Annotated in this window: 5 protein-coding genes; all 5 read right to left on the bottom strand. The window is 39.0% G+C overall.

Going from position 1 to position 6228, the window contains the following annotated elements; translation table 11 throughout:
- Nucleotides 1–81: 81 nt before the first annotated feature.
- The gene (gene sohB, locus HUN22_RS15025) at nt 82–1044 is read right to left on the bottom strand and encodes a protease SohB (protein WP_174730935.1); all 963 of its coding nucleotides are present in this window, start codon (nt 1042–1044) and stop codon (nt 82–84) included.
- 149 nt (nt 1045–1193) lie between these two features.
- Nucleotides 1194–2096, bottom strand: a complete 903-nt coding sequence (gene pstB, locus HUN22_RS15020; protein WP_217484471.1) for a phosphate ABC transporter ATP-binding protein PstB — start codon at nt 2094–2096, stop codon at nt 1194–1196.
- Nucleotides 2097–2109: 13 nt separating this feature from the next.
- Nucleotides 2110–3507, bottom strand: coding sequence for a phosphate ABC transporter permease PstA (gene pstA / locus HUN22_RS15015; RefSeq protein ID WP_174730932.1), 1398 nt, complete (start codon nt 3505–3507; stop codon nt 2110–2112).
- The gene (gene pstC, locus HUN22_RS15010; protein ID WP_174730929.1) at nt 3504–4883 is read right to left on the bottom strand and encodes a phosphate ABC transporter permease subunit PstC; all 1380 of its coding nucleotides are present in this window, start codon (nt 4881–4883) and stop codon (nt 3504–3506) included. Before pstC ends, pstA begins: the two co-directional genes overlap by 4 nt.
- Nucleotides 4884–4982: 99 nt before the next feature.
- On the bottom strand, nt 4983–6014 hold the full coding sequence (locus HUN22_RS15005; RefSeq protein WP_174730926.1) for a substrate-binding domain-containing protein: 1032 nt from the start codon (nt 6012–6014) through the stop codon (nt 4983–4985).
- Nucleotides 6015–6228: the final 214 nt, after the last annotated feature.

The raw sequence follows: 6228 nt of genomic DNA, 5'->3' as shown, positions 1-6228 counted from the left end.
TAATAAAGCAACTGTGAATATTAACTTTATAAAAAAACCAGCATTTAAGCTGGTCTTTTATAACATTTGAATTATATAAATTTATAGTTTTGGATCACGTACCTGCACAAGCGTCGTATTGGCTTTTGCAAGGCTCTCCATTACTTTACTCATCACAGCCGGAATCAAACCATCTGCCATTTGTGCCGCTTGCAAACCTAGCTTTTCACCCAAGGTCGCTTTCTTACGGGTATTAATGACGTATACATCGTGTTGAGGTAATAGGCCTAATAGATATTCATCAGATGTTTGTAATTTATCAACAAGGTTAAGATCTAGAGCATCTTCACCATACCAATGCTCACCTGTAGCCACTTTATCTACATTAAGCTGTGGACGATACTTTTCTACAAAGTGCTTAAATAATACATGAGTTTGTTGCAGCTCTTCTTCAAACTTCGCTTTACCTTCAGCTGTATTTTCACCAAACATGGTTACTGTACGTTTATACTGCCCTGCTGTATAAAGCTCAAAATCCACATTATGCTCTTTTAAAAGACGATTAAAGTTTGGTACTTGAGCTACTACACCAATTGAACCCACAATAGCAAATGGTGCAGTAATAATTTCATTTGCAATACATGCCATCATGTAACCGCCACTTGCAGCGACCTTATCAACACAAATTGTTAAATGAAAACCTGCATCACGTAAACGAACCAATTGAGCTGCTGCTAAACCATAACCATGGACCATACCGCCAGGACTTTCAAGGCGAACGACCACCCGGTCACGTCCTGCTTTAGCAGTTGCTAAAATGAGGGTAATTTCTTCACGTAAGTTTTCAACTGCCGAAGCTTGGATATCGCCTTTGAAATCTAAAACAAAAATTTTCTGATTATTTTTACGGCGGATTTTTGCTTCTTTCACAAGTTGTTGAGCTAATTGTAATAACTCTAAACGGCTTGCAGTTGTTTGTGCAATTTTTTTTCTCTGTTCATTTACACGTGCATTTAAATGACTAACACGTATTTCTGCAGGGAGTTTAGGCAAATGGAATAACATAAAATTCTAAGCTCATAAGTTATCTTTTATAGCCTTAAGATGTGGTCCTTTTGATTAAAATTCAATAGTGTTTTTGCAAAATAGAGTCATTTTCATTTATAGAATAAAAAAAAAGAGCACGTGGCTCTTTTTCTTGTATGACTTACGAATCAACCGAAGCGTCCAGTAATATACGCTTCCGTTAACTGATGGTCAGGTTGAGTAAAGACTTTTTCAGTTGAGTTGACTTCAATCAAATCACCTAAATGGAAATAAGCAGTACGATCAGAAACACGTGCAGCTTGTTGCATTGAGTGAGTTACAATTACAATTGTATATTGATTCGACAATTCAGAAATCAGTTCTTCGATTTTTGCTGTTGCGATTGGGTCAAGTGCAGAACATGGTTCATCCATCAAAATTACTTCTGGACTTACTGCAATGGTACGTGCAATACATAAACGCTGTTGCTGACCACCTGATAAACCTGTACCAGGTTGGTTCAAACGGTCTTTTACTTCTTCCCACAAACCAGCTTTACGTAAACTGTTTTCAACAATTTCTTCAAGGTCGTACTTATCACGTGCTAAACCATGAAGTTTAGGGCCATAAGCAACATTATCAAAAATAGATTTAGGGAATGGGTTTGGCTTTTGGAACACCATACCAACCTGAGCACGCAATAATACAACATCCAGATTTGGGTCATAAATATTGTGATTATCGAGTGTAATTTTACCTGTTACGCGGCAACCATCAATGGTGTCATTCATACGGTTTAAAGTACGAAGGAAAGTCGATTTACCACAACCTGATGGACCAATAAACGCGATTACTTCGTTTTGGTAAATATCTAGATCAATACCTTTAATGGCTTCAAAATCACCATAATAAACATGGGCATCTTGTGCACTAATCTTGATTTCGGTCGAGTTCTGCTTTTTTGAAGCATGTGGTTCAAAATGCGAAACATACGAAGTGCCATGATTCAGCGGTTTATCTGTAAATTGCGATTGTTCAGTATTCACTAACTTATCCTTTTCTAAGGAATTCGTAATATCAATAGTATTCATGATTTATCCTCTATTACCAACGCACTTCGAACTTTTTACGTAACCAAATTGCAAGACTGTTTAAACCAATCATTAATGCAAGTAGTACAATAATCGCAGCGGCAGTACGGCCTTCGAAGAAGTTACGCAACTCATTACCTTGCCATAAGTAAACTTGAACAGGTAAAGCAGTTGCTTGATCAAATGGTGTTGTTGGAATACTTGCAACGAATGCACTCATCCCGATTAAAAGTAAAGGTGCGGTTTCACCAAGTGCGTGGGCAACACCAATAATTGCACCTGTCATAATGCCCGGTAATGCCAACGGTAAAACATGGTGGAAAATAGTTTGAAACTTAGAAGCTCCCAAACCAAGTGCTGCTTGTCGAATAGAAGGTGGCACTGCTTTTAATGAAGCACGCGTGGTAATGATGACTGTTGGTAATGTCATTAAGCTTAAAACCAAACCACCCACCAGCGGAGCTGATAAAGGTAAGTGCATCCAACCAATGAAAATTGCAGCACCAAGTAAACCAAATACGATAGAAGGAACAGCAGCAAGGTTATTGATGTTAACTTCAATAATGTCTGTAATAACATTTTTTGGAGCAAACTCTTCAAGATAGATTGCGCTGGCAACACCAATTGGAATTGCAATAATGATCACAATCAGCATCATGAATAATGAACCCATGAATGCACCTGCAAGACCACTAATTGCGGGTGAACTACGTGAGTCAGGATTCTTAAATAAGTTCAAGTTAAATGTACTTTCAAGAACGCCTTTTGCTTTTAATTCATCAGCAAGCTTACGCACTTCTGGATCAAGTTGTTGTTGATCATCTGGTAATGAACGATCAATATTACCCTTCAACCAAACATCGACGTTCGCATCGCCCAAGAAAGTAATATTTTCTTTCTTACCGATTAATGATGGATCTGCAAAAACCATATCACGTAAATGATAAGCTTCTGAGCTTGCATATAAGCTACTCAAGTAATCACGCTGTGAAGCAAGTGCAGGATCTTTCGCAATCATGGCATTTACAATGATGCCATCCCAATCCACCATACCCATTTTAGTTTGCCATTCAACATAACGTTCTTGATAATGAGCAGGTGTTTCACCTTGAGTACGCACAGGCACAGGACCTGCATCAATCACTTTCGGGTCAAAGTAAATTGGAACATTCATACTGGTTTGCCAAAAAGCTGGTAAGCCTTTTGCCAGAATACTACCGAACAAGAGAGCAACGAATGCAAGACCAATAACGACTGCCGAGAAACCCGCAAAGCGGAAAGCTTTTTCTTTGCGATGACGTTTAGCCAAAGATTTTTCAATAACCTGTTTACGTCGTTCACGTGTTTCAGCAGCAGTTTGTGGATCAAATACGTTCTGATCCATAGGAGACGATGTATTTGATGTACTCATTCGTATTGCTCACGGTATTTACGCACAATGTACAGTGCTACAATGTTTAATCCCAAGGTAATCACAAATAGTGTTAAACCTAGCGCGAATGCAACCAATGCTTGTGGACTTGAGAAGTCTGTATCCCCAGTCAACTGTTTTACAATAGTTACTGTCACTGTCGAAACAGCTTCAAATGGATTTGCGTGTAAAAGTGGGCTGTTCCCTGCTGCTAAAACCACAATCATGGTTTCCCCAACAGCGCGAGAGACTGCTAACAAGAAAGCACCTGTAATACCCGGTAAAGCTGCCGGTAATACGACTTGACGAATTGTTTCAGACTTAGTCGCACCCAGTCCTAAAGAGCCATCACGCATTGCTCGCGGGACTTGAGTAATAATGTCATCAGACAAAGATGAAACAAACGGGATAATCATAATCCCCATGACAAAGCCAGCAGTTAAAGCACTCGTTGCATTAATCTCTAGGCCAATATAAGCACCCGCTGCTTTAAAAAATGGTCCAATAATCATCATGGCAAATACACCATAAACAATTGTTGGAATACCAGCTAAGACTTCAATTGTTGGTTTTGCCCATGAGCGTAACCATGGTGAAGCATATTCAGCTAAATAAATGGCGATCATTAACCCAACTGGTACAGCAACGAGTAGAGCGATACCACTGACCATGAGCGTACCCCATAGCAATGGTAATAAACCATAACTGCCTTCAGCATTACCAGAAGTACTAAAGCCCGGATTCCACTCTGTACCAAAAAAGAAATCGAGTGGACTAACAAAACGGAAGAAGTGCATTGCTTCGCCAAACATCGACATGACGATACCGATGGTGGTTAAAATCGCAACACCAGAACATAAAATCAAAGCAACATTGATGGCACGTTCAACTTGGTTACGTGCACGGTATTGTTGATTGATTTTTTTCTTAGCCCAAACTAAACCCAGTAAAGCAGCACAAATTACAACAGCAAATTTGGCAAAAGAGCCAATGGTTTGAAATTTTGCAAACTGTTGAGCGGCAGCTAATTCATAGGCAGCTGGTTTATCACTTACCCCAAAACCTGAAGCAATTGATTGAACACGATCAACCAATACACTTCTGCCCGCTTCATCAAGCGAAGCACTTACAGACGCCGGAATATTATTAAAGATAATATGATTTAAAATACTTGGTTCAACCAAGTTCCAAATGATCAGAATTAAAAAAGCAGGGATACCGCACCAAAGACCAACCAGTGCGCCATAATAACCAGGACGAGAATGTAACGTCGCTGAGTTGCTTCCCTTACCTGCTATGTTACGGCTCTTTCTAAGCCCAAGTTGATATGCAATTGCCACAAGGGCTAACAACACACCGATAAGTAGCAGATTCATGTATTCTCCACTGTTTTCTCAATTGTCATAATTTGGAAAAACAAGTTAGACAAAAAGGCTGATGAACTCTTAAGATCACCAGCCTTCATTCAAACTAAATTATTTAACAGTTTTACCTGCTTTAAAGTCAGCCAAAACTTTTGCACGTTCAGCATCAGACATCGCGATTAAACCATCACGCTCAGCTTTAGAACCTTTACCAGTTGCTTTTTTGCTTACGAAATATTCTACATATTGCGGTAAGCCTTTAACTGATTTTAAGTGTTCGCCTTTCACGTAGAAGTACAATGGACGAGATACAGGGTATGTACCATTCAATACTGTCTTCTCAGATGGAACAACGTTATTTACTGTTGCTACACGTAACTTGTCACGGTTCATGTCATAGAAACTTAAACCAAACACACCTACAGCGCTTGGAGAAGTTTTTAAGCGCGCTAGAGTTTCTGTATAGTCGCCAGCGATTTCAATTACACGACCATCTTTACGGAAAGTAGAACATGCTTTCTTCTGAGCATCTTTATCTAAGTTCTTGAAATATTCATATGATTCACAACCAGCTTCAACCATTTTCTCTTGGAAAACTTCACGAGTACCGTGGTTAGATGCAGGGATTACAAGAGTAATCGGCTCATTTGGAAGTGTTTTGTCAATTTGGTTCCAGTTTGTGTATGGGTTTGGAACCAATTTACCTTTTGAAGGCAACTGAGCAGCTAAAGCAGCAAACACATGGTAAGGTTTTAATTTATAAGCTGCTTTGTTTGAGTTAGACGCAAATACAATACCGTCATAACCGATTTTGATTTCTTGGATTTGTTTTACACCAGCTTTATTACAAGCTTCGATTTCTGTGCTTTTGATTTTACGAGAAGAGTTTGCAACATCAATAGTATTGTCGCCAACACCTTGACAGAATTGTTTCAAACCAGCAGAAGAACCACCAGAACCAACTACAGGAGTTTTAAATTGAGGGAAAGTATTACCAAACTCTTCAGCTACAACGCTGGCAAACGGTAATACAGTTGAAGAACCAGCAATTTGAATCGTATCACGAGCTGCATTTGCAGTCGTTGTTACAGCTGCCCCAGTTACTGCTAACGCAATTGCGATTTGACGTGGATTTAAGCGCATTCTGTTCTCTCTCATTAATGCAATAGGTTGTACGTCACTTTTTGTTGAGTGCTTGTACGCTCTTCGATAGCTGCATTGTGAATAGAAAATATGACAATTAAGTTACAGTATGATGACGCTTTGATGATTTCGATGTTGTTAACTGTCACATTAATATTTTTATGTACTATCAATTAGTTATTTTAAATATAGAGGTTATTTTACCTTCTATATC

It is taken from the genome of Acinetobacter lactucae, from assembly GCF_013344765.1.
In the GTDB taxonomy this organism is placed as follows: domain Bacteria; phylum Pseudomonadota; class Gammaproteobacteria; order Pseudomonadales; family Moraxellaceae; genus Acinetobacter; species Acinetobacter lactucae_A.
Note: the sequence above shows the minus strand (reverse complement) of the source record. Positions and strands in the feature narration are given on the sequence as shown.

Bases quoted from the DNA above. Each gene is read 5' to 3' on its own strand.
- sohB (WP_174730935.1), bottom strand. From the start codon at position 1,044: ATGTTATTCCATTTGCCTAAACTCCCTGCAGAAATACGTGTTAGTCAT.
- pstB (WP_217484471.1), bottom strand. From the start codon at position 2,096: ATGAATACTATTGATATTACGAATTCCTTAGAAAAGGATAAGTTAGTG.
- pstA (WP_174730932.1), bottom strand. From the start codon at position 3,507: ATGAGTACATCAAATACATCGTCTCCTATGGATCAGAACGTATTTGAT.
- pstC (WP_174730929.1), bottom strand. From the start codon at position 4,883: ATGAATCTGCTACTTATCGGTGTGTTGTTAGCCCTTGTGGCAATTGCA.
- HUN22_RS15005 (WP_174730926.1), bottom strand. From the start codon at position 6,014: ATGCGCTTAAATCCACGTCAAATCGCAATTGCGTTAGCAGTAACTGGG.